Origin of the sequence: Epibacterium sp. MM17-32, assembly GCF_022348205.1 — a bacterium.
Taxonomy (GTDB): Bacteria; Pseudomonadota; Alphaproteobacteria; order Rhodobacterales; family Rhodobacteraceae; genus Epibacterium.
In genome coordinates this window covers 132410-157750 of record NZ_JAKRFC010000004.1, presented here as the reverse complement: position 1 = coordinate 157750, position 25341 = coordinate 132410, and the positions used below count along the sequence as shown (strand labels likewise).

The window sequence follows — 25341 nt, the reverse complement described above, 5'->3', positions numbered from 1 at the left end:
GCGATTATCTCGTTTAGTGTCTGCAATATTATGGCGATTATTTCGCCCGATGCGAGGGGCTACATCCGCTTCATCAGAAGTGGAGAAGCAGATGAACAGACGTAGCTTTCTAAAATCCGGTGTTGCGGGTGCCGCCGCGAGCCTGTTGCCCGCCACCGTGCGCAGTGCGACGGCCCCCCTGTCGGTGCGTTGGCTGGGGGGCGCGATGATGGAGATCGAAGCCGCAGGCCTGCGCATTCTCACCGATCCCTGCCTTGGCGAGGGGGAGGAGGCCTTTGTGATGGGCGATCCCAATGAGATGTTCGACCTTGCCAAAGGCCCGAACATCAAGACCCACGCCCGGCTGACGCCTTTTCCGGGGCTGACGCACAGCAGCCCGGATCTGGTGCTCTTGAGCCATCTGCACGAGGATCATTTCGACCAGAAGGCCCAAGCCTGGCTGGACCGCAGCCTGCCCTTGCTGGCACCGGAGCACGACACGGAGCATCTGCGGCAGCAGGGCTATGGCGCACAGGCCGTGCGGCACGGGGCGACGCGTGTGTTCAACGGCCCCAGTGGTGAGGTCCGGGTCACCGCCTTGCCTGCGGTGCATTCGCTCACCCCGCAAATCTCGGCGGTGCTGGGCCTTGGCAACGGCTATATGATCGAGGCCCGCCGTGGCGCGCAGGTGCAGCGTCTGTATTGGGCGGGCGATACGTTCCATGCCGCGCCGGTGGCGCAAGCGCTGGCCCAGCAAGACACCCCGGATCTGTTCATTCCGCATATCGGTGCGGTCGGCGGTGAGGGCGCGCTGGGGCAGATTTCCATGGATGGGGGGCAGGCGATGGATTTCGCCGCACAGGTGGGCGCGCGCTCCGTTCTGCCGGTGCACCACACAACCTATTCCCTCTATCGCGAAGGGCCAGAGGTGATGCAGCACCTGCACCAAGCCCGCTCCCCCGGCTGGTCGCTTCAGGTGCTGAACGAGGGCGAACAGATCGCCCTCTGATGCGCGCAGATGCAAAAAAGCCGCCCGGAACAGGGCGGCCTCTTCGTTGTTTTCTGCAAATATGTCCGGGGCTTAGGCGTCGCGTCCGCCGGCAAACCGCGCCTGCCATTCTTCGCGCTGCTCGTCGGTGATCTTGGCAAAGAGCACCTCCGGCACGGTAAAGGCATGGCCTGCGGGCAGGGCGGCGAGTGCTGCGGCGACGTCTTCGGGCCAGTCGCGATCCTCGGTGCCCAATGCCTCAAACAGGCGATCAGAGGCATCGGGGATGAAGGGGGCTGACAGCACCGCATAGAGGCGGATCAGGTTGAGACCCAGACGCACCTGACCAGCGGCGCGCTCGGGGTCTTCCTTGAACACCGACCACGGCGCGGCAGATTGCAGGTATTCATTGCCCGCAACCCAGATCGCGCGCAGCTCTTGCGCTGACTTGCGCACTTCCATCGCTTCCATGTGGCGCTCATAGGCGCCGATGCGGGTGGAGAGCTCCTCAATGAGGGCCTGTTCCTGCTCGCCCCATGCGCCCCCCTCGGGCACCTGCTCGCCAAATTTCGAGCGGCAGAACTTGGTGATGCGCGAGACAAAATTGCCAAGCACATCCGCCAGATCCTTGTTCACCGATTGCTGGAAGTTCTCCCATGTGAACTCCGCATCAGAGCTTTCGGGGGCATGGGACAGCAGCCACCAGCGCCAGTAATCCGACGGCAGGATCTCCAGCGCCTGATCCATGAACACACCACGCCCCTGCGAGGTGGAGAACTGACCGCCATCATAGTTCAGGTAGTTGAACGACTTGAGGTGATCCACCATCTTCCACGGCTCGCCCGATCCCAGCAGGGTCGCGGGGAAGGACAGGGTGTGGAAGGGGACGTTGTCCTTGCCCATGAACTGGACGTATTTCACATCATCCGCGCCCTTGTCGGTGCGCCACCAGCGCTCCCAGTCCGCATCCGATTTTCCGTGTGCCTCAGCCCATTCGCCGGCGGCGGCGATATATTCGATCGGCGCGTCGAACCAGACGTAGAAGACCTTTCCTTCCATGCCGGGCCAGTCCTCGGTGCCTTTTTTGACCGCGATGCCCCAGTCGAGGTCACGGGTGATGCCCCGGTCCTGCAAACCGTCACCGTCATGCAGCCATTTCTTGGCGATCGAGGTGGTCAGCACCGGCCAGTCGGTCTTGGAGTCGATCCACTGGTCCAGTTGGTCGCGCATTGCGGATTGGCGCAGGAACAGGTGCTTGGTCTCGCGCACCTCAAGGTCGGTAGACCCGGAAATCGCCGAGCGCGGGTTGATGAGGTCGGTCGGATCGAGCTGCTTGGTGCATTCCTCGCACTGATCGCCGCGCGCCTTCTCGAACCCGCAGTTGGGGCAGGTGCCCTCGATATAGCGGTCGGGCAGGAAGCGACCATCGGCGTTGGAATAGACCTGCTTTTCCGACACTTCGGTGATCAGCCCGGCCTCTTCCAGCTTGCCCGCGAAATGCTGGGTCAACGCGTGGTTCTGCGGGCTGGAGGAGCGGCCATAATGGTCAAACGACAGGCCAAACCGCTTGGCGATGTCGGCCTGAACCTCGTGCATCTCGGCGCAATAGTCGGCCACGGGTTTGCCCGCCTTGGCTGCGGCCAGTTCGGCGGGGGTGCCGTGTTCGTCGGTGGCGCAGAGGAACATCACCTCATGACCGCGCCCCCGGTTGTAGCGGGCATAGAGATCGGCAGGCAGCTGGCTTCCCACGAGGTTGCCGAGGTGCTTGATCCCATTGATATAGGGCAGTGCCGAGGTGATGAGAATTCGGGCCATATCGTCCATCCACGTCGCTTGTCTGGCCGCTCGTCTATCCCATGCGGGAAGGTACGAAAACCCCATGTGATCCGGCGATGCGAAGAAAGCGGCAAATCTGCTGCGCCGGCGGCGCTCTTCACCTTGACCCCCAAGGGCGCTTGCAGGAGGTTGAGGGCGATTTTGAACCCCAATCCCTTGAATCCTCACGGGTGCGTGAACATATAGATTGCATACAATGGCATACAAATTGGATTTTATATACGGATGACAGATCTTCTTCTCGATGGGGCCTTTGCCCCTTTCACCATGGCGCTGGCGCTTTTGCTTGGTTTGGTGGGGATGGAAGTTCTGGCATTGCTGCTCGGGGGCAGCCTTCTGGCCGGGGACAGCGACGCCGATCTGGAGGGTCCCGGCGGTGTGGAACTGGACGCGGATCTCGATATTGGCGGTGTCGATCTGGACGCGCTGGATGGCGTTGACCTGGATGGGCTCGACATCGACGGGCTGGAAGGGCTGGAGGCGGAAGCCCCCGCAACCGCGCCAGAGGTGTCCGGCGGCGGCGGCGTGCTCAGCTGGCTCGGCATCGGGCGCATGCCCTTTCTGATCTGGCTCGGCTCTGCGTTGATGGCCTTTGGCCTGTCGGGCATGGCCTTGCAACTCAGCCTCCGGGATCTGTTCCAGATCTTTGCCCCGGCTGGGCTGGTCGCAATTCCCGCCGGTATCCTGGCCCTGTGGTTTGCGCGTGGCTTCGGCGCGGTCTTTGCGCGGCTGTTGCCGCAGACCAAGACCGAAGCCCTGTCCGAAGGGTCTCTCGGCCGCCGCCGTGGCACCATCACCCAAGGCACCGCCTCGCGCGGGCGCCCTGCCGAGGTCCGCGTCATGGACCGTTTTGGCAACGCCCATTACCTGCGCGCCGAACCCCTGAGCGATCAGGAGCAGATTGCCCAAGGCACCGAGGTGCTGGTGATCCGTGACCGCCGCGCCGAACGATATGTTCTCGTGCCGCTCTCTGACTGAGCCGCGCGGGGGCAGCCCCACCTTGAATTTAAACGTAACTTTGACCTGAAGGAGGTTTGGGATGGACTTTTCATTCCTGCTGGTGAGCGTGATCACCATATTGATTTTTGTGGCCCTGATCGGGCTTGTTCTGGGGCGACTCTACCGCCGCGCCACCCGCGAGGTGAGCCTGGTGAAGACCGGCTCTGGCGGCAAAAAGGTCATCATGGACGGCGGAACCATTGTGATCCCGTTGCTGCATGAAATCAGCCCCGTCAACATGAAGACCCTGCGTCTGGAGGTGCAGCGTTCGGGTGAGGCTGCGCTGATCACTCAGGACCGCATGCGGGTCGATGTGGGCGTGGAATTCTACGTCTCGGTGATGGCCACCGAAGAAGGCATCTCGCGCGCCGCACAGACATTGGGCGACCGGACCTTTGATGTGGAACAGCTGCGTGAGATGATCGAAGGCAAGCTCATCGACGGTCTGCGCGCGGTGGCCGCACAGATGACCATGGACGGGCTGCATGAAAACCGCGCCGACTTTGTGCAGGAGGTGCAGAATGCGGTCTCCGAGGATCTGTTGAAAAACGGTCTGTCGCTGGAATCTGTCTCGCTCACGGCACTCGACCAGACGCCGTTTGAAGCGCTGGATGAAAACAACGCTTTCAACGCGGTGGGGATGCGCAAACTGGCCGAGGTGATCGCCACCTCGAAAAAAGAACGCGCCCAGATCGATGCGGAGGCGGAGGTCGCCGTGCGCCGTGCCGCGATGGAAGGGGAACGCCAGAAACTGCTGATCGATCAGGACGAACAGCAGGCCCGTATCGAACAGATGCAGCAGGTGGAAACCATGCGCGTGGCGCAGGAGGCGGAAATCGCCGCCCGGACCGAGGACTCGGTGCGTGAAACCGAACGCGCCCGCATCGCCCGAGAGGAAGCCATCCGCTCTGCCGAGATCGAGCGCGAGCGCAAGATCCGCGAGGCCGAGATCACCAAGGAGCGCGAGCTTGAGGTGGCCGAGCAGGAACGTCAGGTCATCATCGCGCAGAAATCTGAGGAAGAAAGCCGCGCCCGTGCCTCGGCGGATCTGGCCCGCGCCGAAGCCACCAAAGCAACCGAAGCCGTGGCAACCGCCCGTCAGGTGGCCGAGGCCGAGCGTCAAAAGCAGATTGTTCTGATCGAGGCCGCGCGCGAGGCGGAACGTCAGGCCACCGGCATTCGTCTGGCCGCTCAGGCCGAAAAAGAAGCCGCCGCCGACCGCGCCGAAGCCCGCCGCGAGGAAGCCCAGGCCGAGGCCGATGCGCTCAACATTCGCGCGGAGGCCAAGAAGAACGACATGCTGGCGGAGGCCGAAGGGAAACGCGCGCTGGTCGAGGCCGACAATGCGCTCTCGCCGGAACTGGTGCGCATGAAGGTTGACCTCGCCCGCATCGAGGCGATGCCCTCGATCATTGCCGAGATGGTGAAACCGGCGGAGAAAATCGACTCGATCAAGATCCATCAGGTCGGTGGCGTGGGCGGCGGCGCGGCCTACAGCAGCGCAGGCGCAGGTGCCGGGACCTCTGGCGACAAACCCGTGGTCAATCAGGCGCTGGATTCCATCATGGGCATGGCGGTGCAGATGCCCGCGCTGAAAACGCTGGGGCGTGAGCTGGGCATTTCCATGGAGGACGGCGTGTCCGGCGTGGTGAATGGCATGCTGGACGGCACTGACATCGCCCCCGAAGTCGCCGCCGACGTCGCGTCCGATCCGGAGGCCACCGATGCGGCGAAGGCCTCAGAGGTGCACTGAGCACTGAGGTCCTGTGCACGGATACGCTGAGACATCAGGAAGGGCCAGCCACGGGCTGGCCCTTCCTATCTGATCCACAGCCGGCACACCGCGTTGCGCCGCTTTGGCGTCGACGGCGGAGACATGCGAGGTGTTGCGGTTGCGTCCGCCCGCGCCATGTCATGGAGATTGACGGCCTGGGCCCTGATACCCGTGGTGCCTCTGACTGTCCGGGTGTTGGCCCCCGCCTCAGGCAACCTCACAAACGCCGCTCTCATACGGCACACTTGGGTGCGTCGGCGCAGGGAGTGGCCCGGGCGCGTCCGAAGCCGGACGCGCCCGGGCAGGTTTGCTCACCGAGGCGCACCAATGGCGCGGCCCAGCCCCTCGGGCGCGGGCAGGGCGGCATGTGCCGCGGCGATCTTCGTCAGATTGGCCTCGATCTGTGCCGCGGGCGGGGCGGAGCGACGGGTCTTCAGGTCCACATGCAAGAGCATATGCTCCCCCGTCGCCAGCAACCGGTCGCCCTCATACATCTCGTGCCAGAGGTGCATTTTCTTGCCCGCACCCATGATGACCCGGGTCTTCACCTGGATCGGGTGACCCGCGTGCACCTCGTCGATATGGCGGATGTGGGTCTCGGCGGTGAAATAGCTGCCGCCAGAGGCGATATAGTCGGCGTCACAGCCGATGATCTCCATCAGCCGGTCAGTCGATTGCGCAAAAGCGTCGAGATAGCGGCTCTCGGTCATATGGCCGTTGTAGTCGGTCCAATCGAGTGGCACGGTGCGATTTTGGGTCAGGATCGGCTGCGCGAGATCGGCAAGGTCATCCATGCTGCGCGCCAGTCCCGCCTCCTGCATACGCGCCGCATCATGTGCGTTCTGAAGCGCGCCCGCGCCCCAGTCGTTGGCGCCCAGCGCGCGCATCATGCCCACGAGGTTGTCGTCGCGGATGCGCTCCAGCTCGCGGATCGAGTGATGGCCGGACTGCGCGTCGGACTGACCGGCGATCAGGTCCACCAGCGCGTCATTGTAGTCCGGCACATCCATCAGCTTGGTCCAGGGCCAGCTGAGCGCCGGGCCGAACTGGGCCATGAAATGCTTCATCCCGGCTTCGCCGCCCGCGACGCGATAGGTCTCGAACAGGCCCATCTGCGCCCAGCGGATGCCAAAGCCATAGCGGATGGCGTTGTCGATCTCCTCGGTGGTGGCGATGCCGTCCTTGACCAGCCAGAGCGCCTCGCGCCAGACCGCCTCGAGAAAGCGATCCGCCACATGGGCGTCGATTTCCTTCTTTAGGTGCAAGGGATACATGCCGATCCCGCTGACGATCTCCTTGGCCTTGGCGATGATCTCCGGGCTGTTCGCCTCGGTGGTGACCACCTCAACCAGCGGCATCAGGTAGACCGGGTTGAACGGGTGCGCGACCAGGATCTGCGCGGCGTTGGTGAACCCCTCCTGCAATTGCGAGGGTTTGTAGCCGGAGGTCGAGGAGCCGATCACCGCGCCGGGCGGCACATGCGCCTGCAATTCGCCGTAAACCTTCTGCTTCAGATCCAGCCGCTCCGGCACGCTTTCCTGCACCCAGTCGACGCCCTCAACGGCTGCCTCGATGGTGTCGTGAAAGGTCATCGTGCCCTCGGGCGGCAGGGCGACATTGCCCAAGCCCGGCAGGGCGCGGCGGGCGTTCTCCATCACCTCGGCGATCTTGCGCTCCGCCTCCGGGTCGGGGTCGAAGACACGCACGTCCCACCCGTTCAGAAGGAAGCGCGCCGCCCAGCCGCCGCCGATCACACCGCCGCCGATGATTGCTGCTGTTTTCATCTCGTTGTCCTCAATACAAAAGGGTGCAGTTGAGCGGGGGTCCTGGCCTGCGGCCAGGATCCGCGCCGGCCTGGCCCTCGACGGGCCAGACCGGCGCTCCCCCTTCCTCGACCTCCGATTATTTCGCGACGGGCGCTTGCTTGGTCAGCCCGAGCCGCGTGCGCACCTCGGCCGGGGAAATCACCCGGGCACCGAGGTTGGAGATGATGCTGCCTGCACGCTCCACCAGCTGCCAGTTCTCCGCCAGCACGCCCTTGTCGAGGTAGAGGTTGTCCTCCAGCCCCACACGCACATTGCCGCCCGCCAGCACCGAGGCCGCCACATAGGCCATCTGATCGCGGCCCAGCGAGAACGCCGACCAGTTCCAGTCGGCAGGCACATTGTTGACCATCGCCATAAAGGTATTGAGATCATTCGGCGCGCCCCAGGGCACCCCCATGCACAGCTGCACCAGCGCGTTCGCCTCAAGGACGCCATCCTTCACCAGCTGCTTGGCATACCACAGATGGCCGGTGTCAAAGGCCTCGATTTCCGGCTTCACCCCCAGATCCGTCATCATCTTGCCCATCGCCTGCAACATGCCGGGCGTATTGGTCATCACGTAATCGGCCTCGGCAAAGTTCATGGTGCCGCAATCCAGCGTGCAGATCTCCGGCAGACATTCGGCCACATGCGCCACCCGTTCGCTGGCGCCGATCATGTCGGTGCCCGCCGCATTCACCGGCAGCGGGCTTTCCACCCCGCCAAAGGTGATGTCGCCGCCCATGCCGGCGGTCAGGTTCAGCACCACATCGGTGTCGCTGTCGCGGATACGGTCGGTGACTTCGCGATAGAGCCCAAGGTCGCGCGAGGGCGCGCCGGTTTCGGGATCGCGCACATGACAATGTACAATTGCCGCCCCTGCCTTGGCGGCAGCAATGGCGCTGTCGGCGATTTCCTTGGGCGAGCGGGGCACATGCGGGCTGCGATCCTGCGTCCCTCCGGAGCCGGTCACGGCACAGGTGATAAAGACCTCGCGGTTCATGGAAAGCGGCATTTTTGATTTTCCCTCTGATGTACAGGGTTGTGCCACGGGTTATCCCCAGGCTTCTCCCCGGATTCCAATTTGCGCTGATCCTGACTCTGGCTCAGCCTTGCCGGCAAGAGTTTACGCGAAGCGAATCGAAGTTGATGAAATCCGCAAAAAACATCCTCCAGCCGGAGAACCGCCCCCTCAAGACCGCCGTTCTGGTGATGGATGAGTGTAACACACTCTCCTTTGCCGCAGCGGTGGACCCGATGCGTGCCGCCAACCGACTGGCCGGACGCGCGGCCTTTGACTGGGACTATATCAGCGCCACTGCCGAGCCACCGATGCTCACCTCCGGCCTCACCGTGCCCACCACACCGCTGGCGCGGCTGGATGGCTGTGATCTGCTGATCGTGGTGGCCGGGTTCCAACTGGCCCGCCACGCCACCCCAAGCCTGCTGGCCGGTCTGCGCCGCATTGCAGGCACTGGCGCCACCCTTGCGGGCATCGACGGCGGGCCCTGGCTCCTGGCCGAAGCCGGGCTGCTGGACGGTCATGCCGCCACCACCCACTGGGAAGACTTGGAAAACTTCTCCGCCCGCTTTCCCGATATTCACTGTCGCACAGATCGTTTCACCGTCTCCGAGGGCCGCATGACCTCCGGCGGGGCGACGCCCGCGATCGAGATGATGCTGCACATCATCGGCGCGCGCCACGGCCACGGCTTTGCCTCACGCGTTGCCGGGCTGTTCCTTTACGACGGCATCTCCGCGCCCCAGCGCGGACAAAGCCGTCTCGGGCACCACAAACACAACGCCCTCACCGCCAAGGCCAATGCGATCATGGAAGCGGCGCTGGACGATCCCAAACCCCTGGCGGAAATCGCCGAGGTGCTGGGCACCAGCCCGCGCAGCCTGCAACAGCAATTCCGCCTGCGCCTGAACACGACGCCGCAGGACCACTACCTGCAACTGCGCCTGGCCGAGGCTCGCCGTCTGGTCACCGACACCAACCTGCCCCTGATGGAGATTGCAGTGGCCACCGGCTTCACCTCGCAATCCACCTTCGCCCGCGCCTTCCGCACCGCCCATGGCCTGTCGGCGCGTGAACTCCGGCAGAGCGGGGCAGAGACGGCCTTCGCAAGCTATCCGGCGCTGCAGGCCAACAGCCACGCCAGCCACAGCACCAACTAGCCCCTTCAGCTTTTCATAAATATCTCGGGGGTGAATTGCCCCTCGGGGCAAGAGGGGGCAGCGCCCCCTCCCGTCGCCTAATAAGGCATCGGATGGGCGCGATGGGCATGGTCGATCTCGGCCAGAACCTCCGGCGCCAGCTCCAGATCCGCACCCTCCAGGATATGCGCCAGCTGGTCCACATCCGTCGCGCCAAAGATCGCGGAAGCCATAAAGGGCCGTGTCCGGCACCACGCCAGCGCCATATGCACCGGATCAAGCCCGTGATCGGCGGCAATCGCCAGATAGGCCGCCACCGCAGCCTCCACCCGATCCGACTGACGCCCGCCCATGGTGGCGTTGATCGACTTGCGCGACCCGTCCGGCACCGCACCGCCCTGATACTTGCCGGTCAGATAGCCTGCCCCCAGGGGCGAGAAGGACAACAGCCCCACATCCTCGTAATGGCTCAGTTCCGCCAGATCGGTGTCATAGAGACGGCACAGCAAGGAGTATTCGTTCTGGATCGAGGCCACACGCGGGCCTTTGCCCTCTTCGGCCAGACGCAGCCATTGTGCCGTGCCCCAGGCGCTCTCGTTCGAGAGGCCAAAGGCGCGGATGTTGCCCTTGTCGACCTGCTCCTGCAGCGCGCCAAGACAGTCTTCCATATCCGCAATCACCTGCGCGCGGTCATAGCTTGAGGCGGTCGGATCATAGGTCCAGTTCTTGCGGAACATATAGCTGCCGCGGTTGGGCCAGTGGAACTGATAGAGGTCGATGTAGTCGGTCTTCAGCCGCCTCAGAGACGCCTCGACCGTTGCCCCGATGGTCTGGGCCGTGATCGGCGCGCCATCGCGTGCGACCGATCCCTCGCCGGAATGTTTGGTAGCAAGAATATACTCTCCCCGCCGGCCGGTCTTTTCATTCCAGCTGCCGATGATCTCCTCGCTGCGCCCCAGGGTCTCCAGCCGGATCGGGTTCACCGGATACATCTCTGCGGTATCGAGGAAATTGATCCCCGCATCCAGCGCCATGTCGATCTGCGCGTGGGCATCCGCCTCATCGGTCTGGGTGCCATAGGTCATGGTGCCCAGGCACAGATCCGTGACCATCATATCGGTGCGGCCAAGCCGGTTCATCTTCATCTCGTGTTCTCCTGCAATGCGGTGTCGCGCGGACCCTAACCCGCCGGGGACGCGATGCAAGCAGATGCCCCCGACCTGCCCAAACATTAACCATTTGGTAGCTTTGTTGCGCGTTCAGGTTGTGTGCCGTGGTATACTTCTCGCATCCCCTTCCAGACCAAGGAGGCACGCATGACTTTTATTTCCACCAAGACCCATCAGGATCTCGTGGCAGAGGCAGAGGCCGAAATTTCCTTCGTCCCGGTCGCGGATGCCCAACAGCTGCAAGAGGCGGGCGACGCTGAATTCATCGATCTCCGCGTCTATCGGGAGCTGGAAAAGACCGGCGTCATCCCCGGCGCGCATTCCTGCCCGCGCGGGTTGCTGGAATTCTGGCTCGACCAGGACAGCCCCTTCGCGCGCGAGGTCTTTGGCCGCGACAAGATGTTCATCTTCTACTGCGACAACGGCTGGCGCTCGGCGCTGAGCACGCACCAGGCCGAGACCATGGGGCTGCAGAATGTGCATTGCCTCAAGGGGGGCCTGGACGGCTGGATGGACGCCCAAGGTCCGCTGTCGCCCTATCACTGGTAGTTCCGGCGACATCATCAGCGGCGCGCGCCGCCGGACCGGCGCGCGGTCTTATGCGCAGCGGTGCGGAGGTGCGATGCCCGCCGTGTCGTCCGGCGCCGTGCCAAGTAGCCTGAGACGGCTGGCGCCGCGCGGGGCAGGGGACACATCCGCGCCGGATTGGCCACAGCGCCAGAAAAACGACCCCACCCGTCGAAAACACGACTGCACGGGCCGGACGAATCCGTATGGTCGGGCCTGTTATGCGCACGATCCTCTCCTTTGCCGCCCTCTTTCTGTCCGTCATTCTGCTCCAGCTCTCTACCGGGGGCGTGGGGCCACTGGATGCGCTCTCGGGTGCGGCGATGGGGTTCGACAACCGCCAGATCGGTCTTTTGGGCTCGGCGCATTTCCTCGGCTTTTTCATCGGCTGCTGGTGGACGCCCCGGCTGATGGGGCGGGTCGGGCATTCGCGTGCCTTTGCGGTCTGCACGGCGCTTGGGGCAATGGGGCTGCTGGCGCATACGCTCACCGACAACCCCTATGCCTGGGCGGCGATGCGGATTGCCTCGGGCCTTTGTGTGGCGGGCTGTTACACGGTGATCGAGGCCTGGCTGAACGCCAAGGTCACCAATGAAAACCGGGGCCGGACCTCGGGGCTCTACCGGATTGCCGATACCGGCGCCTCGCTGGCGGCGCAGCTGATGATCGCGGTGCTGCCGCCCGCAAATTACATCTCGTACAATCTGTTGGCGATCCTGTGCTGTGCCACGTTGCTGCCGCTGATGATGACCCGCGCCAGCCAGCCCAAGATGCCCTCTGCGCCGCGCCTGCGCCCCGGGCTGGCATGGCGCTGCTCGCCCCTTGGCGTGGCCGGTGTCCTGGTTTCGGCGCTCAGCGGCGCATCGTTCCGGATGGTGGGGCCGATCTACGGCCAGGAGGTCGGCCTGATGATCGACCAGATCGCCTTTTTCCTCGCGGCCTTTGTTCTGGGCGGCGCGCTGGCGCAATATCCGGTGGGGTGGCTTGCGGATAAATTCGACCGCCGCTGGGTGCTGATCTGGCTCTCGGGCGTGTCGATGCTGGCCTGCGCGGTGACCCTGCCGGCAAGCGGCGGCGGCACCCTGGCGATCATGATCTCGGCGGCCTTTTTCGGGCTTACCACGGTGCCGATCTTCTCGGTCTCGGCCGCCCACGCCAATGACTTTGCCACCTCCGAAGAACGGGTGGAGCTGTCGGCGGCCTTGATGTTCTTTTATGCCAGCGGCGCCATCGCCGCGCCGCTTCTGGCCTCGGCCCTGATCGAGGCCTTCGGCCCCGGGGCGCTGTTTGTCTTTATCGCCGTGGGCCATGCGGGGCTGATCGTCTTTGGCCTTGCAAGGATGCGCAGCCGCGCCACCCCGACGGAGCGCACCCGCTACGTCTATGCGCCGCGCACGTCGTTCACCATCGGCAAGATGCTGAAACGCGCGCGCGAGGGGCGGCAGTAGGGCGCCCCGTGCGCCGCGTCACGACGTCCCCCCGATCTGCGCCCTGAGCGCCCGCACCCGGCGCGGCATCTGCCGGGCGGTGATGTCCGCCTCGCGCACCAGCCGGTCAAAATGGCCGGTATAGGTCTCGATCCGCTCTCGGTCGCGAAAGGCCATATAGTGGCTGCCGGCATAGAACACACACAACAGCGGGCCGAATATGGTCAGCGGCGAGGAATAGAGCCGCTTGGCATCATAGAGATAGATCCGCAGCCGGGGATAGAGCTGCGTGGTCAACTGCTCCAGATGCTCCAGCTGTTCGATCCGGATCTCTGCGGGCAGCCCCTCGTAATAGCCCACGCCCTTGGCAAAGCTGTCGATCTCATAGATCGGCATGGCGATCTCGTAATCCGACCCCGCCTGCTGCATCCAGGTCAACCGGTCCTGCGAGGCGCCGATGGCCTGATCGGCGGTGCGCCCCAGATGCGGCGCGTATTCCCATTCCAGCACCGCGCGAGTCTTCAGCATGTCGGGCAGGGTCGCGGGCACGTGGCGGATCTTGTAGCCCGCCGCCTCCCGGTGCCACTCGTAGATGCGTTCGTCCACCAGCGCCCGGGGGGCTTCGGTCATGGCGATCGAGGAGGCCAGCAGCTCGGCGGCGCTCTCCGGCCGGTCCGACAGGCTCAGGAGCCAATCCGCCGAAACTCCGAGCACCGCCGCACAGGCACCCACCACATGGGCGTTGGGCAGGCGCGCGCCCTCGTCGGTCAACAGCTGTGAAATGGTGGACCGGTCCACACCGGTTTCCCGCGCCAGGGCGCTCTGGCTCAGGCCGCTGTCGCGCAGGGCGCGATTGAGACGGTCCCGAAACTGCGTGGCGCGCAGGCGTTTGTCGATATTTTCCCTCATGTGGTGACTTATATCACCATTGATGGATTTTGTTAATCACATACGGAATTCTGCACAGCTTCGGCTCTTGCTAATGTGACCACACACAAAAAATCAGGAGGCAATATGGAAACGCGTGGGCGCTCCCTCGTGAAGGCTGTCGTATGGAATGTGATCGGGCTGGTCTCGATGACGCTTGTGGGATTTCTCGCCACCGGCTCTGTCAGCGCGGGCGGCATGATGGCCGCAGTGAATACAGCGCTGGGGTTCGCCACATACCTGATCTACGAGCGGGTCTGGGCGCGCATTTCCTGGGGGCGGCTTGGCCATCAGAGCGGAGGCCACCTCCATGCGTGACCTCACCGAAGAAGAGCAACTGGCCGCGCTTTTGAACGACCCGCTTGCACAGGGGGCGGGGGACGCGGCGGCCGAGGCGGTCGATCCCGCGGATGTTGCGGCGCGCGCCGCGCTGCCGGCGCATCCCGAATGGGGCACCTTCGCGCTGATCGTGGCCTGCTATTGTGTCTGGGCCGGGGCGCTGTTTGGTCTGGCGCAGCTTTCCACCGTGTTGGCGGTGGGGCTGGCGGGGCTCACGGTGGCGCTGCATTCCTCGCTCTGCCACGAGGTGCTGCATGGTCATCCCTTCCGCAGTCGCCGCCTGAACGAAGCGCTGGTGTTCCTGCCGCTGAACCTCGCGGTGCCCTATGGCCGCTTTCGTGACACCCATTTGCAGCATCACCAGGACGAGAATCTGACCGATCCCTATGACGATCCGGAGAGCAATTTCCAGGACCCGGAGGTCTGGGCGCAGCTGCCCGCCTGGCGTCAGCGCCTGCTGCGGGTCAACAACACGCTGCTGGGGCGCATGCTGCTGGGGCCGGTGATCGGGCAGATCAGCTTTATGCAAGCGGACTGGCGGCTGATGCGCCGGGGTACACCGGGCATCCTGCGCGACTGGGCGCTGCATGCGCTGGGCGCTGCCTTGGTCCTGTGGGTTGTATCGCTGTCGGCGCTGCCAGTGCTGGCCTATCTGGGGGCGGCCTATATGGGCCTCGCGCTGCTGAAGATCCGCACCTATCTGGAGCATCGCGCCCATGAGGACATGCATGGCCGCACCGCGATCGTCGAAGGCCGCGGCCTGTTGGGGTTGGTGCTGGGGTTTCTGTTCCTGAACAACAATCTCCACATCGTGCACCATCTCTATCCCGGCGTTGCCTGGCACCGGTTGCCGGCCCTCTACCGGCGTCATCGCAGCCGGTTTCAGGCCCGGAATGACGGCTATGTGTTGACCAGCTATGCCAGCGTGTTCCGGCAGTTTGCACTGCGGGCCAAGGATCCGGTGCCGCATCCGCTCTGGAAATCGCCGGAGTAAGGGGGCACAAGAGCGGCATGTGATAGTCTGCCACCAAGGTTCGTCGATGCCGCTCTGGATCCCCGTCACCCTCGCCGCCGCCACGTTTCAGACCATCCGCTTCATGCTGCAAAAGGTGCTGAGCGCGGTGACCCTCAGCGCCGCGGGGGCGACGTTATCGCGGTTTGTCTATTCGGCGCCGGTGATCCTGCTGGCGCTCTGGGCCTATGTGGCCAGCACGGAAGCGGAGCTGCCGGAGCTGTCGCTGCGGTTCTGGGGCTTTGCCACCATCGGCGGGCTGTCACAGATCCTGGCGACGGTCTGCGTGGTGGCGCTGTTCAAGCAACGCAATTTTGCCGTTGGCATCACCTTCAAGAAAACCGAAGTGATCCAGACCGCCATCGTCGGGCTGGTGGTGCTGGGGGATGAGGTCTCGGCATTGGGTTGGCTGGCGATCCTGATCGGGCTGGTCGCGGTGCTGATCCTGTCAAAGACAAAGGACGGCCCCAAGGGGCTCTGGCGTCAGATGAGCGGCCGCGCCCCGGTGCTGGGGCTGGGGTCGGGGGTGCTGTTTGCATTTTCAGCGGTCAGCTATCGGGGTGCATCGCTACAATTGCAGGAGCCGGACGCGATCCTGCGCGCGGCGGTGACGCTGGCGGTGGTGGTCTGCTTGCAGACGGTGATGATGCTGGTCTGGCTGGCGCTGCGCGACCCGGGCGAGATTGCACGGGTCTGGGCGGCACGTCGGGTGGCGGTCTGGGTGGGGCTGACCAGCATGGGCGGGTCTTTCTGCTGGTTTCTCGCCTTCACGTTGCAGAACGCGGCCTATGTCAAGGCGCTGGGGCAGGTGGAGCTGCTGTTGTCTTTGCTGGCGTCCCTGCTGGTGTTTCGCGAGGAGGTGACGCGGCGAGAGATCCTCGGCATGGGGCTGCTGGTTTTGTCGATCCTGGCCCTGATCCTGGCAATCTGAACGGGCGCTGGCGGGCCGCATCCGCGTGGCGCTGTGTCGCCCGGGGGGCTCCCGCCCGTCGCATCTGCGCCCCTTTTTGCAAAGGGGCACCGTGCTCCCGTTGGGCCCGGCACCGCGCGTCCCGCGCGGTGCCGCAGCCAGCCCCTTTTTTCAAAAGGGGCTGGCTGCTCGGCCCAAGACTGACCGGCGGTGCGCCCTTTGCCCCAAAGGGCGTGCAGCCGAAGGCGCGGGAGCGCCCCCCGCCCGCCGAGGCCGCCGGACGCCTGTGGTTGCGACCCGCGCGGCTGGGTCAATCCCGCCCCGCCATCGGTCGTCCGTGCAACTGCAGGAACAGGCTTTCCTCGTCGTCGTTGCGAAAATAAGGGGTGGTCTCGGGGCGGGTGCCGCTGCGCAGGTTGGCCGCGACCTCCGCCAGCACGACTTCGGTGATGAACGGCAGATCAAAGCGCCGCACCTGGCTGAGCGGAATCCACTGGAGATGGGACAGCTCGTCCGAGGCGCGGGAAAAATCATCCAGGTCCCCCACCAGAGCTTCGGCGGCCACCTGGAAGAACCGCGCGTCAAAGCGGCGCGGACGGCCGGGCGGGGTCAGGGCGCGGAACACGAAGCTGAGCGCGGAGGCATCCGGCACATGGCCGCTGGCGGCAAAGCTCTGCCAGTCGGGCGGCACCTCTCCGCTCCAGGTGCCGGGGCATCCCAGGATCAGCCCGGTTTCCTCCCACAATTCGCGCGTCGCTGCCGCGCAGAGCGCCTGCCAGACCTCGGCGCCGCCATCGGCTTGCAACCGCTCCCGACAGGGGGGCGGAATGTCCGCCGCCAGCGGGATGTGACGGTCGCCGTGATCCATCGCCCCGCCGGGAAAGACAAATTTGTTGGGCATGAAGGCCGCCTTGGCCCCGCGCTGCCCCATCAGCACCCGCGGATCGTCGCTGTCGCCGTCGCGCACCACGATCACTGTGGCGGCGTCGCGGATCGCGGCCTTGTCCACGGGCATGCCGCCGTGCGGCCCGGTCACGCGGCCTGAATTGCCTGGGGTGCCTGCCATGGCTTTGGTCCTCCTGTCCTCACCGGCCCGACCGGCCCAAGCAATCTGGCCCAAACGATTCTGGCCAAGGGTCCTGTCGCGCCGATGCTGCGCCCGCCGGGGGCTGGCGGCAGTTTCCTGTCTTTGGCAGGGAAAGGAAAGGGGCGGGGGCCGGATTTTGATCAAACGACGCCGCGAAACAGGGTCGGCGGCACCTGATCCCGCAGCCCCGGGGCGGGCAGCGGCCGTGCGGCGGGGCAGGCGCCTATGCCCTCGCCGAGGGTCCCGTCTTGCCCCCGGGCGCGCACGCCCGCGGGCCACGGGGGGGGGGGGCGTCAGCGATGCGGCATCAGCCGGCGGATCGTGCGGCCTTGTCGAACCCGTGCATGCGCTTTGCCCATTGATAGGCCACCACCACACCCTTCAGCCGCGGCAGCAGGTAGAGCGACGCGGCGATACAGGTGACCGAGAACACCGAGGCCATCACCCAGGGCGAGGGGCGCCATTCAAACGCCATATAGTGCATCAGGGGCGCCATGATGTGGCCGACAGCCAGAATGGTCAGATAGGCGGGGCCGTCGTCGGCGCGATGGTGGTGAAACTCTTCGCCGCAGTTTGCGCAGCTGTCATTCACCTTCAGGTAACTGTGCAACAGCTTGCCCTCGCCGCATTTGGGGCAGCGCTGGCGCCAGCCGTTCCAGAGTGCGGGTTTTGTCGGGCGGTCGTCGGTCAGCGTCTCTTGCTGGGCGAGGCCGTGCGTCTGGGTCATCTCGAAGCTCCGTCACCTTAAATAGCCGCATCGAAATCCGGGCAGAATTCCCTCTGTGGCAATGCTCAGTTTCAATACATTGGACCAAATATGCAAATCACAGGTGTATTTCGCTGTGACCGGGTGACGCGGCGGGGGCAGGTGACGCCACGTCGAAACCGGCCGCAACAGAAAAATGCGCCCCCCGCGACGGAAAACGGCTGTGGCCCGTTTCACTTCTACATCGGGCAGCATGGTGCTGCTGAGGCTGATAGAAGGAACGATGTGATGAAGAAACAGATCCTGATTGCCACTCTGCTGACGCTCTCCACCGCCGCCACGGCGACCCTTGCGGTTGCCAAGCCCGGCTTTGGCCCCGCCCGCGAGCGTCCGACCTTTGAACAGCTGGATGCCGATGGCGATGGCGCCCTGAGCCAGGCCGAACTGGCCGCCCAGGGGCAGAAACGCTTTGCGGCGGCCGATGCGGATGGGGACGGGCTGCTCAGCGCCGAAGAATTGGCGACCCGGGCGCAGGAAAGGATTGCCAAACGCACCGATGCTATGATCGAACGGTTCGACGAAAACGGCGATGGCGCGCTCAGCGCCGAGGAAATGCCGCAGCACCGGGGGCCGCAACGGATCCTGGAGCGGGCAGACACCGACGGCAACGGCACGATCTCCAAGGCGGAGTTCGATACCGCGCAGGCGATCCTTAATGCCGTGATGAAGAAGAAACATCACCGTGGCGGCCCGGATAAACGGGATCACGGCGCAGACGCGGAGTAAGTCGGATCCGGACGCAAGACTGCATATGCGGACCGTCAAACACCTGCCTCCCCATACCGGGGGGGCATCCATGATGGGGTTCGGACGGGCTGCGTCGGCACCGGCCCCCCGTGCGCCTGCGCCGGCAGAGGCGCCGGCCAGCGATGACGCCTTGCTGGTGCTCTATGCCAATGGCGATCCCGCCGCCGCCACGGAACTGACCCGGCGCCATGCGCCCCGGGTGCTGGGCGTGGCAACGCGGGTACTGGGCAGCCGCGCCGAGGCCGAGGACGTGACCCAGGATGCGATGCTGCGCCTGTGGAAGATCGCGCCGGACTGGCGCCCGGGCGAGGCGCAGGTATCGACCTGGCTCTACCGGGTGACGATGAACCTCTGCATCGACGTCAAGCGCAAGGCGCGCGGCGGTCATGTGGACCTCGATGCCATTCCCGAGCCGCCGGACCCCGCTGCCGGCGCGGCGGAGACGCTTCAGAACAGCGCCCGCCACGATGCCTTGCAGGCGGCGCTGATGACCCTGCCGGAGCGGCAGCGACAGGCGGTGGTGCTGCGCCACATCGAGGAACTGACAAACCCGGAGATCGCCGGGATCATGGAGATCAGCGTGGAGGCCGTGGAAAGCCTGACCGCGCGCGGCAAACGGACACTGGCCAAGGCTCTGGCCGGTCGTCGAGAGGAATTGGGGTATCAAGATGGCTGATCGCGAGAACCACCAGAACCAGCAGCAGGACGTCGACACCTTGGAAACGCTCTTTGCAGAGGCGCGTGCGACACGTCCCGATGCGGTGCCCGACGGGCTGATGTCCTCGATCACCGCCGCCGCCGCGGCAGAACAGGCGCTCCGGGCAACGCCGCCGCCAGGACCTGCCGCTGCCAACCGCAACCGGAGCCCGCTTGGCCTGCTTCTGGCCGCCCTCGGCGGATGGCCCGCGGTGGGCGGCCTGGTGGCGGCCAGCTGTACCGGGCTGTGGATCGGCGTGGCGGGGCCGGAGGCGCTGTTGGGCGCGCCGGGGCTCGACAGCCTCGCGGCCTCCGCTACGGTAAGTGCCGATTACGCGGCCTATGAAACCTTCGATCTGGCCAGCGTTCTGGCCGAGGATGTGCAATGACACAGACATCAGACCCCAGAGCTTCGTCCCGGATGCCGCGCTGGCTGAAGGCGGTGTTTGCCCTGTCGCTCGCCGGCAACCTGGCGGTTGTCGGGCTGGTGGCCGGGGCAGCGCTGCGCGATGACGGACCCCGTCGCCCCCGCCACAAGGCGCCGCCGCCGCCCGCCGCCGCCGAGGCGATCGGCGCGGTGATGTACCGCAGCTTTGAACCGGAGCAGCGCCGGGCGCTGCGGCAGCTGGCGGACGGGCCGTTCGACAACATCGTCGAACGCCGCATCGCGGAACTGACCGACCTGCTTGGCGTGATCCGGGCGGAGCCGCTGGATGTGGCGGTGCTGCGGGCGCGGATCGACGCACAGGCGCAATCCATCCAGCAATTCCGCGGCGCCATGCAGGAGGCCTGGATCACCGAGCTGGAGACCATGACCCCGCAAGAGCGCGCCGCCTTTGCCGATCGGGTGGAAAAACACATCGCCCGGTTCCGCAAACCGCGCCAGCCGGGCGGCAAGGACGGGGCTGCGTCCGGGCGCGACACCCGCGCGGATTGAGGCACCGCCGCGCGCCCCGATGCGGGGGCGGTCAGGGGCGCGCCGTCTGGTCCGTGACGGGGATGCGCCTCATCTCAGCGGGCGTCTGCCCGGCGGCCTCGCATCTCGCAGGGGGGGGCAGGATCGGCGATCAGGCACCAGGGACGAGCGGCGGGGCACCGGTGCCGAGCGGTTTTTCAAAGCGCCAGATCTCCAGCGGAAAAGCGCCCTCAGCGGTCTCCAGATCCACCACCTGCCGACCGGCATGGCTCCAGCCCGATTTCTCGTAAAAGCGGGCCGCGCGGGTGTTGCCAATGGCACAGGCCAGCCAGGCCCGGTGATGCCCGGCTTCGCGCATTCGGGTTTCCCCGTCCTGCATCAGGGCGGCGGCGACGCCGGCACCGCGCGCTTGGGGCGCGACATACATCTGGTAGATTTCATCGTCCTTGACCATGCAGAAGCCAAGCACCTCGGCGCCGTCGCAGGCCACCCGCGTCAGCGCCAGGTTGCTCAGGCTGCGGTCGTGAAAGCTCTGCGGCGTGCGCAGGGCACGCAGCTCCGCGGGAACGATGTCACCATGTGCCTCATGCCACCCCGCCGCCCAGATTGCAGCAATCTGGCGGGCCTGGGTCGTGGTTGGAGTGTCCAATGTGAATGCCATGGCGCGAGGCTATCGGGCGGGCGGCGTTTCGACAACCGGCGGATATGGCCCGCTGCACGGATCCGATGCACGCCCCCCAACAGGTCGCGGCATATGGCGCCGTGTGTCCTGTCTCCGCCCCGATGCCCGTTGCGGCGGGCGGATCGGCGGGGTGGGGGGGCGGTCCTGCGGGCTCAGGCGGCGGCAGTGCGCGGCGGCGCCTTGATCGCGGTACGGTTGCGGCCCGCATTCTTGGCATCATAGAGCGCCCGGTCGGCGGCCGCAAAGAGCTCCTCGACCGCCAGGTCCGGACAGCCATCGCCCCCGCCGCCGCCGACCACTGCGCCAATGCTGACGGTGACCGGGATCTGGGGGCCTCCCTGCAGTGCAAACGGGCTGGCGTTGATGGCATTGCACAGGCGGGTGGCCATGGCGGCGGCGTCACCGGCGTGAATGGCGGGCATCACCACCAGGAACTCCTCGCCGCCGATCCGGGCCAGCAGGTCGCCGCCGCGCAGCTCCGCCTTCAGGCGGCGGGCCGCCTCCACCAGCACCGCATCCCCGACCGGGTGACCGTGCTGGTCGTTGATCCGCTTGAAATGATCGAGGTCGGCAATCATCACCGCGAAACTCTCGCCGCGGTCCTGTGCATCCTGGGCCACCCGCTCCAGAAAGGGTTTGGCATAGCGGCGGTTATAGAGCCCGGTCATCGGGTCCTCCATCGCCGCGCGCAGACCATTGCGCAGGTTGTCGCGGATCACCTCGGCGCGGTGCTTGTGCTGCAGCTGGCTGGAGATCCGCAGTGCCAGCTCGTCGACCTGAAAACCGCAGTGCAAGACGTCATGGGCACCGCGATCAAGCGCCTCGGCCGCGATCATCGCATCGGCCGGGTTGGGCACCGCGATCACCACGCTGTCGCGGGTGCTGATCCGCGCCCGCAGATCCGCCAGCAGCCGCAGGGCCAGCCCGGCGCAGGTCTCGTTCAACTCGATCACGATCACGTCGGGCACCGGGTTGCGCATCAGATCCTGGATCGCGTCGACGGTATAGGCCCGCAGGTCGTGGTCGACTTCGCCCGCCAGGCGGTGGCGCCATTTCTGCGCCGTCGCCAGATCATGGCAGACCAGGGCGACCCGGGCCGTCGGCTGGGGCAGCGGGGCGGTGCCGGTTGCCTCTTTCAGCGGCATCACGAAAGACGGCACGCCATCTTCGCGCAGATGCAGGTCCTCGTCCTGCAACCGCATGCGCAACAGGCTGCGGATGCGGGCCTGGAGGATCATGTCGTCCACCGGCTGCGGCAGCACCTCGTCGATCCCGGCCGAGAGCGCCATGATCCGGGTCGACCGGTCGTTCTGCGCACTCAGCGCGATGACCGGCACATTGGCCATCTGCGGGATCTGCGCCATCGCGCGCTTGATGCCGGCGGCATCGGCATCGGGCAGGGACATCGCGGTCAGGATCAGATCCGGGCGATTGTCGGCCACCAATGCCAGCGCGCTGGCCAGGCTGTCCGCCTGCAATACGTGATAGCAGGCGGCCGTCAGCTGCACCTTCAGAACGATGCGATTGGTGGAAACCCCATCTATGACCAGGATCGTGCCTTGCACGGCGAAACACCTTCATTTTCGGCTATGAGTTAATTTTGAGTGTTGATGAGACTGGTTAACAAACCCTTTCGGGGTTAGTGCAAATTGACGTAAAAGTGTCGACAAGGAGGCCGATATGCCAATTTCCGCCGATCACGCCGAGGTTTTGGGCTTAAAAGCGCTGAGCTGGCTGGCCAGCAACGATGAACTGCTGCCGGTGTTCCTCGGCTCCAGCGGGGCGTCGATCTCGGATCTGCGCGATCGGGTCAACGATCCGGCGTTCTTCGGTGCCGTGCTCGATTTCCTGCTGATGGATGACGCCTGGGTGATGGCCTTCTGCGACAGCGCGGAGGTGGGCTATTCCGCCCTCACCGAGGCACGCGCGATGCTGCCCGGGGGTGAACAGGTGCATTGGACGTGATAAGCGCAGGCGCATCACATTGGCCGATCAAGGATGCCCCATGACCCTCTCCGCGCTTCTCTTTGACAAGGACGGCACGCTGTTCGACTTCGCCATGACCTGGAACGGCTGGGCCAAGGCCATGCTGACCGATCTGGCCGCAGGTGACGACCAGCGCCTGTCCGCCATGGCCGCGGCGGTGCGCTATGATCTTGCCACGGCGGCGTTTCGCCCCGACAGCCTGGTGATCGCCGGCACCAATGACGAGGTGGCCGAGGTGCTGGCGCCGCATGTGCCCCACATGGACCGGGTCACGCTGGCCGACTACCTGATCCGCACTGCCGCCGAGGCGGAGCTGGCGCAGGCGGTGCCGCTGGCGCCCTATCTTGCGGCGCTGCGCACAGGCGGGCTGAAGCTTGGGGTGATGACCAATGACGGCGAGCATTCGGCACGCCGCCACCTGACCCGGTCCGGGGTCTACGACCACTTCCACATGGTGATCGGTGCCGACAGCGGCTATGGCGCCAAACCCGACCCGGAGCCGCTCCTGGCCTTCTGCGCCGCACAGGGGGTGCGCCCCGAGGAAACCGCAATGGTGGGCGACAGCCGCCATGACCTGATCGCGGGCCGCGCGGCCGGCATGCGCACGATCGGGGTGCTGACCGGCATGGCCAGTGCCGAGGACCTCGCGCCCCTGGCGGATGTGGTGCTGCCGAACATCGGCCATATCCCCGACTGGCTGGCAGCAGGGGACCAGCCCGCCTGACGACGCCCGGCGACCTGAATTTCGCGGCATATACAGGCGGGAAAGCGACATCGCGTGTCGGTAATGGACAGGTGTGTCTGGTTCTCGCCGGGGCACAGTAAGAGGGAACGGAAAACCAGGCATCACAGGGGGCATCATGTCGGAGACAGTTGCACGCAAACGCCGCGGTGGCGGCAGGGCGGGGGCGGCGGCACGCCGTGGCACCGCCACGTTGGAGCAGATGCCCTGGAACCCTCCGACCAATATCGACCGTCCGATCGAGCCGCTGACCGAAGAGGGCATCGCCGCCATCCATGATGGGGCCATGCGCATCCTCGAGGAAATCGGCGTGCAGTTCCTCAATGACGAGGCGCTGGAGATCTTCAAGCAGGCCGGCGTCAAGGTCGAGGGCGAGCTGGTCCGCATGGACCGCGACTTCGTGATGGAGATGGTGGCCAAGGCCCCGCGCGACTTCACCCTGACGCCGCGCAACCCCGACCGAGCGCTCCATGTCGGCGGCACCACGATGCTGTTCGGCAATGTCTCCTCGCCGCCCAACTATTGGGACATGGAGCTGAACCAGAAAATCCCCGGCACCCGCGAACACTGCCGCAACCTGTTGAAGCTGACCCAGTATTTCAACTGTATCCACTTTGCCGGCGGCTACCCGGTGGAGCCGGTGGACCTGCATGCCTCGGTGCGCCACCTCGATGTGCTCTATGACAAGCTGACCCTCACTGACAAGGTGATGCATGCCTATTCGCTGGGCAAGGAGCGGGTCGAGGATGTGATGGAGATGGTGCGCATCGCCGGCGGCCTCAGCCATGAGGAATTCGACGCCAAGCCGCATATGTATACCAATATCAACTCCACCTCGCCGCTGAAACATGACGAGCCGATGATCGACGGCTCGCTGCGGCTGATCCGGCGCGGCCAGCCGGTGATCGTGTCGCCCTTCACGCTGGCGGGCGCGATGGCGCCGGTGACCATGGCGGGCGCCGTGGCGCAGTCGCTGGCCGAATCGCTTTGTGCGATCGCCCTGTTCCAATACGTCGCCCCCGGCGTGCCCTGCGCCATCGGCACCTTTACCTCCAACGTGGACATGAAATCGGGCGCCCCGGCCTTTGGCACCCCGGAATACATGCGCTCCACCCAGATGACCGGCCAGATGGCACGCTTTTACGGCCTGCCGATGCGCTCCTCCGGGGTCTGTGCCGCCAATGTGCCGGACGGGCAGGCGATGTGGGAGACCTCCAATTCGCTCTGGGCGGCGGTGCAGTCGGGCACCAACATGGTCTATCACGCGGCGGGCTGGCTGGAGGGCGGGCTGATCGCCAGCCCGGAGAAGTTCATCATGGACTGCGAAGTCCTGCAGATGATCCAGCGCTACATGGACCCGGTGATCAACGCCACCGGCCCGGACGAGATCGCGCTGGATGCGATCCGCGAGGTCGGCAACGACGGCCATTTCTTCGGCATCCAGCACACCCAGGACCGCTATGCCACCGCCTTTTACCAGCCGTTCCTGAGCGACTGGCGCAACTACGAGGCCTGGGAGGCTGCCGGCGCCACCTGGACCGCCGAACGCGCCCACGGGATGTTCAAGCAGATTCTGGGTGAATTCGAAGAGCCGCCGATGGATCCGGCCATCCGCGAGGAACTCGCCGCCTTTGTCGAGCGCCGCAAGGCCGAGGGCGGCGCGCCAACGGATTTTTAACGTTCTGTCCGGATTCCGGTCAATCAGGCAGTTTTCCGCAAAATGCCGCCCGCACCAGCCAATAATCGGTTGGAGCGGGCGGTTTTCTTGTCTTATGATGCCCGCGTAACGATCAAACGCGAAGACAGGATACGAGTTTTTGGGCACCT

The 25341-nt window shown here is 65.3% G+C and carries 25 protein-coding genes; 16 read left to right on the top strand and 9 right to left on the bottom strand.

Annotation, left to right across the window (positions count from 1 at the left end; translation table 11 throughout):
• Positions 1–91: 91 nt before the first annotated feature.
• Positions 92–988: an MBL fold metallo-hydrolase gene (locus MHM88_RS08675; RefSeq protein ID WP_239363053.1), complete on the top strand. Its 897-nt coding sequence runs from the start codon at positions 92–94 to the stop codon at positions 986–988.
• A 72-nt stretch (positions 989–1060) separates the two neighbouring features.
• On the opposite strand, the gene metG is transcribed toward MHM88_RS08675, so the two are convergent.
• Positions 1061–2782: a methionine--tRNA ligase gene (gene metG / locus MHM88_RS08670; protein ID WP_239363051.1), complete on the bottom strand. Its 1722-nt coding sequence runs from the start codon at positions 2780–2782 to the stop codon at positions 1061–1063.
• A gap of 246 nt (positions 2783–3028) precedes the next feature.
• Here metG and MHM88_RS08665 point away from each other — a divergent pair, with 246 nt between their 5' ends.
• Both MHM88_RS08665 and MHM88_RS08660 read left to right on the top strand, forming a co-directional pair.
• The gene (locus MHM88_RS08665; protein WP_239363039.1) at positions 3029–3781 is read left to right on the top strand and encodes an OB-fold-containig protein; all 753 of its coding nucleotides are present in this window, start codon (positions 3029–3031) and stop codon (positions 3779–3781) included.
• Positions 3782–3842: 61 nt separating this feature from the next.
• Entirely contained in the window at positions 3843–5555 is a 1713-nt protein-coding gene (locus tag MHM88_RS08660; protein ID WP_239363037.1) for a flotillin family protein, read from the top strand.
• A 332-nt stretch (positions 5556–5887) separates the two neighbouring features.
• On the opposite strand, the gene MHM88_RS08655 is transcribed toward MHM88_RS08660, so the two are convergent.
• Both MHM88_RS08655 and MHM88_RS08650 read right to left on the bottom strand, forming a co-directional pair.
• The gene (locus MHM88_RS08655) at positions 5888–7360 is read right to left on the bottom strand and encodes a carnitine 3-dehydrogenase (RefSeq protein WP_239363035.1); all 1473 of its coding nucleotides are present in this window, start codon (positions 7358–7360) and stop codon (positions 5888–5890) included.
• Between the two features lie 118 nt (positions 7361–7478).
• Entirely contained in the window at positions 7479–8396 is a 918-nt protein-coding gene (locus MHM88_RS08650; protein ID WP_239363032.1) for a 3-keto-5-aminohexanoate cleavage protein, read from the bottom strand.
• A 134-nt stretch (positions 8397–8530) separates the two neighbouring features.
• Between MHM88_RS08650 and MHM88_RS08645 the strand changes: the two genes are divergently transcribed.
• The gene (locus MHM88_RS08645) at positions 8531–9562 is read left to right on the top strand and encodes a GlxA family transcriptional regulator (protein ID WP_239363029.1); all 1032 of its coding nucleotides are present in this window, start codon (positions 8531–8533) and stop codon (positions 9560–9562) included.
• A 77-nt stretch (positions 9563–9639) separates the two neighbouring features.
• On the opposite strand, the gene MHM88_RS08640 is transcribed toward MHM88_RS08645, so the two are convergent.
• Entirely contained in the window at positions 9640–10686 is a 1047-nt protein-coding gene (locus tag MHM88_RS08640) for an aldo/keto reductase (RefSeq protein ID WP_239363027.1), read from the bottom strand.
• Between the two features lie 171 nt (positions 10687–10857).
• Here MHM88_RS08640 and MHM88_RS08635 point away from each other — a divergent pair, with 171 nt between their 5' ends.
• Positions 10858–11259 carry a rhodanese-like domain-containing protein gene (locus tag MHM88_RS08635; protein WP_239322996.1) on the top strand — a complete coding sequence of 134 codons (402 nt, stop codon included), beginning with the start codon at positions 10858–10860 and terminating at the stop codon, positions 11257–11259.
• Positions 11260–11498: 239 nt separating this feature from the next.
• Positions 11499–12725, top strand: a complete 1227-nt coding sequence (locus MHM88_RS08630) for an MFS transporter (RefSeq protein ID WP_239323118.1) — start codon at positions 11499–11501, stop codon at positions 12723–12725.
• A gap of 18 nt (positions 12726–12743) precedes the next feature.
• Here the strand turns inward: MHM88_RS08630 and MHM88_RS08625 are convergent, their stop codons facing one another.
• A complete protein-coding gene (locus tag MHM88_RS08625; protein WP_239363015.1) occupies positions 12744–13613 on the bottom strand; it encodes a helix-turn-helix domain-containing protein in 870 nt (289 codons plus the stop codon).
• Positions 13614–13718: 105 nt separating this feature from the next.
• Between MHM88_RS08625 and MHM88_RS08620 the strand changes: the two genes are divergently transcribed.
• The 3 genes from MHM88_RS08620 to MHM88_RS08610 are packed head-to-tail and all read left to right on the top strand — an operon-like array spanning position 13719 to position 15913.
• Entirely contained in the window at positions 13719–13949 is a 231-nt protein-coding gene (locus MHM88_RS08620) for a DUF2061 domain-containing protein (RefSeq protein ID WP_239363013.1), read from the top strand.
• Positions 13942–14964, top strand: coding sequence for a fatty acid desaturase (locus tag MHM88_RS08615; RefSeq protein ID WP_239363011.1), 1023 nt, complete (start codon positions 13942–13944; stop codon positions 14962–14964). The genes MHM88_RS08620 and MHM88_RS08615 overlap by 8 nt, the downstream gene beginning before the upstream one ends.
• 46 nt (positions 14965–15010) lie before the next feature.
• On the top strand, positions 15011–15913 hold the full coding sequence (locus tag MHM88_RS08610) for a DMT family transporter (protein ID WP_239363008.1): 903 nt from the start codon (positions 15011–15013) through the stop codon (positions 15911–15913).
• Between the two features lie 289 nt (positions 15914–16202).
• Here MHM88_RS08610 and MHM88_RS08605 read toward each other — a convergent pair whose 3' ends face one another.
• Positions 16203–16958 (bottom strand): DNA mismatch repair protein MutT, encoded by a 756-nt coding sequence (locus tag MHM88_RS08605; protein ID WP_370687473.1) that lies wholly within the window; start codon positions 16956–16958, stop codon positions 16203–16205.
• 328 nt (positions 16959–17286) lie between these two features.
• Positions 17287–17706 (bottom strand): DUF983 domain-containing protein, encoded by a 420-nt coding sequence (locus tag MHM88_RS08600; protein WP_239323001.1) that lies wholly within the window; start codon positions 17704–17706, stop codon positions 17287–17289.
• 267 nt (positions 17707–17973) lie between these two features.
• Here MHM88_RS08600 and MHM88_RS08595 point away from each other — a divergent pair, with 267 nt between their 5' ends.
• From MHM88_RS08595 to MHM88_RS08580, 4 genes are all read left to right on the top strand, one after another.
• Entirely contained in the window at positions 17974–18471 is a 498-nt protein-coding gene (locus tag MHM88_RS08595; RefSeq protein WP_239363006.1) for an EF-hand domain-containing protein, read from the top strand.
• A 73-nt stretch (positions 18472–18544) separates the two neighbouring features.
• Positions 18545–19168, top strand: coding sequence for an RNA polymerase sigma factor (locus tag MHM88_RS08590; protein ID WP_239363663.1), 624 nt, complete (start codon positions 18545–18547; stop codon positions 19166–19168).
• On the top strand, positions 19161–19577 hold the full coding sequence (locus tag MHM88_RS08585; protein ID WP_239363004.1) for a hypothetical protein: 417 nt from the start codon (positions 19161–19163) through the stop codon (positions 19575–19577). The genes MHM88_RS08590 and MHM88_RS08585 overlap by 8 nt, the downstream gene beginning before the upstream one ends.
• Positions 19574–20125 carry a periplasmic heavy metal sensor gene (locus MHM88_RS08580; protein WP_239323004.1) on the top strand — a complete coding sequence of 184 codons (552 nt, stop codon included), beginning with the start codon at positions 19574–19576 and terminating at the stop codon, positions 20123–20125. Before MHM88_RS08585 ends, MHM88_RS08580 begins: the two co-directional genes overlap by 4 nt.
• Before the next feature lie 130 nt (positions 20126–20255).
• Here MHM88_RS08580 and MHM88_RS08575 read toward each other — a convergent pair whose 3' ends face one another.
• Positions 20256–20765, bottom strand: a complete 510-nt coding sequence (locus MHM88_RS08575; RefSeq protein ID WP_239363002.1) for an N-acetyltransferase — start codon at positions 20763–20765, stop codon at positions 20256–20258.
• A gap of 173 nt (positions 20766–20938) precedes the next feature.
• The gene (locus tag MHM88_RS08570; RefSeq protein WP_239363000.1) at positions 20939–22351 is read right to left on the bottom strand and encodes a diguanylate cyclase; all 1413 of its coding nucleotides are present in this window, start codon (positions 22349–22351) and stop codon (positions 20939–20941) included.
• Between the two features lie 115 nt (positions 22352–22466).
• On the opposite strand from MHM88_RS08570, the gene MHM88_RS08565 reads away from it, so the two are divergent.
• From MHM88_RS08565 to MHM88_RS08555, 3 genes are all read left to right on the top strand, one after another.
• Positions 22467–22751: a DUF3572 domain-containing protein gene (locus tag MHM88_RS08565; protein ID WP_239362988.1), complete on the top strand. Its 285-nt coding sequence runs from the start codon at positions 22467–22469 to the stop codon at positions 22749–22751.
• A 40-nt stretch (positions 22752–22791) separates the two neighbouring features.
• Positions 22792–23496, top strand: a complete 705-nt coding sequence (locus MHM88_RS08560) for an HAD family hydrolase (RefSeq protein WP_239362986.1) — start codon at positions 22792–22794, stop codon at positions 23494–23496.
• Between the two features lie 136 nt (positions 23497–23632).
• On the top strand, positions 23633–25192 hold the full coding sequence (locus tag MHM88_RS08555; RefSeq protein ID WP_239362974.1) for a trimethylamine methyltransferase family protein: 1560 nt from the start codon (positions 23633–23635) through the stop codon (positions 25190–25192).
• Positions 25193–25341 lie beyond the last annotated feature (149 nt).

Bases quoted from the DNA above. Each gene is read 5' to 3' on its own strand.
- MHM88_RS08625 (WP_239363015.1), bottom strand. From the start codon at position 13,613: ATGAGGGAAAATATCGACAAACGCCTGCGCGCCACGCAGTTTCGGGAC.
- MHM88_RS08595 (WP_239363006.1), top strand. From the start codon at position 17,974: ATGAAGAAACAGATCCTGATTGCCACTCTGCTGACGCTCTCCACCGCC.
- MHM88_RS08585 (WP_239363004.1), top strand. From the start codon at position 19,161: ATGGCTGATCGCGAGAACCACCAGAACCAGCAGCAGGACGTCGACACC.
- MHM88_RS08660 (WP_239363037.1), top strand. From the start codon at position 3,843: ATGGACTTTTCATTCCTGCTGGTGAGCGTGATCACCATATTGATTTTT.
- MHM88_RS08650 (WP_239363032.1), bottom strand. From the start codon at position 8,396: ATGCCGCTTTCCATGAACCGCGAGGTCTTTATCACCTGTGCCGTGACC.
- MHM88_RS08655 (WP_239363035.1), bottom strand. From the start codon at position 7,360: ATGAAAACAGCAGCAATCATCGGCGGCGGTGTGATCGGCGGCGGCTGG.
- MHM88_RS08610 (WP_239363008.1), top strand. From the start codon at position 15,011: ATGCCGCTCTGGATCCCCGTCACCCTCGCCGCCGCCACGTTTCAGACC.
- MHM88_RS08675 (WP_239363053.1), top strand. From the start codon at position 92: ATGAACAGACGTAGCTTTCTAAAATCCGGTGTTGCGGGTGCCGCCGCG.
- MHM88_RS08665 (WP_239363039.1), top strand. From the start codon at position 3,029: ATGACAGATCTTCTTCTCGATGGGGCCTTTGCCCCTTTCACCATGGCG.
- metG (WP_239363051.1), bottom strand. From the start codon at position 2,782: ATGGCCCGAATTCTCATCACCTCGGCACTGCCCTATATCAATGGGATC.
- MHM88_RS08580 (WP_239323004.1), top strand. From the start codon at position 19,574: ATGACACAGACATCAGACCCCAGAGCTTCGTCCCGGATGCCGCGCTGG.
- MHM88_RS08590 (WP_239363663.1), top strand. From the start codon at position 18,545: ATGGGGTTCGGACGGGCTGCGTCGGCACCGGCCCCCCGTGCGCCTGCG.
- MHM88_RS08605 (WP_370687473.1), bottom strand. From the start codon at position 16,958: ATGGCAGGCACCCCAGGCAATTCAGGCCGCGTGACCGGGCCGCACGGC.
- MHM88_RS08565 (WP_239362988.1), top strand. From the start codon at position 22,467: ATGCCAATTTCCGCCGATCACGCCGAGGTTTTGGGCTTAAAAGCGCTG.
- MHM88_RS08600 (WP_239323001.1), bottom strand. From the start codon at position 17,706: ATGACCCAGACGCACGGCCTCGCCCAGCAAGAGACGCTGACCGACGAC.
- MHM88_RS08645 (WP_239363029.1), top strand. From the start codon at position 8,531: ATGAAATCCGCAAAAAACATCCTCCAGCCGGAGAACCGCCCCCTCAAG.
- MHM88_RS08635 (WP_239322996.1), top strand. From the start codon at position 10,858: ATGACTTTTATTTCCACCAAGACCCATCAGGATCTCGTGGCAGAGGCA.
- MHM88_RS08555 (WP_239362974.1), top strand. From the start codon at position 23,633: ATGTCGGAGACAGTTGCACGCAAACGCCGCGGTGGCGGCAGGGCGGGG.
- MHM88_RS08615 (WP_239363011.1), top strand. From the start codon at position 13,942: ATGCGTGACCTCACCGAAGAAGAGCAACTGGCCGCGCTTTTGAACGAC.
- MHM88_RS08575 (WP_239363002.1), bottom strand. From the start codon at position 20,765: ATGGCATTCACATTGGACACTCCAACCACGACCCAGGCCCGCCAGATT.
- MHM88_RS08640 (WP_239363027.1), bottom strand. From the start codon at position 10,686: ATGAAGATGAACCGGCTTGGCCGCACCGATATGATGGTCACGGATCTG.
- MHM88_RS08620 (WP_239363013.1), top strand. From the start codon at position 13,719: ATGGAAACGCGTGGGCGCTCCCTCGTGAAGGCTGTCGTATGGAATGTG.
- MHM88_RS08560 (WP_239362986.1), top strand. From the start codon at position 22,792: ATGACCCTCTCCGCGCTTCTCTTTGACAAGGACGGCACGCTGTTCGAC.
- MHM88_RS08630 (WP_239323118.1), top strand. From the start codon at position 11,499: ATGCGCACGATCCTCTCCTTTGCCGCCCTCTTTCTGTCCGTCATTCTG.